1 pseudogene is annotated in these 399 nt (G+C 43.1%); it reads right to left on the reverse strand.

Annotated elements, in window-relative coordinates:
• Nucleotides 1-399: pseudogene (locus tag lacNas_RS14050) on the reverse strand (RNA-guided endonuclease InsQ/TnpB family protein); the annotation flags it as partial.

Raw genomic sequence — 399 nt, forward strand, 5'->3', positions numbered from 1 at the left:
CCAAAGAATGAATAATCAGATACCGTGCTACGACATCTTTGCCATCAGCACTTTTCACTTCTTTGACCCTCGCGTTTTGTGGTGTCACGTAAAAGGTATGACGTCTGCTTTTCTTCAAGTAACGTGGAATTCTCGGCCTGCCGGTAAATTTCTGTGGTGCTATTTTGTAAGATTGCAAGGCACAGAACCAGGCCTTCCAAACCGCGGCTACTTCTTTAAGTGTCTGTTGAGCACATTGAACAGTGGGCATCTGACCATAAAGCATAAGCTCATTGGCATTTCTTTTATTCTTGAAGATCCTGTCCAAGCCCTCATAATAAATCGATCCTTTTCTCTTGAAAAGGGCTTGTCTGAGCTGATACAAAGCGGCGTTATAAATCTTATGAGCAATTTCTGCCG

This window comes from Lactobacillus nasalidis, from assembly GCF_016587775.1.
Classification (GTDB): Bacteria; Bacillota; Bacilli; order Lactobacillales; family Lactobacillaceae; genus Lactobacillus; species Lactobacillus nasalidis.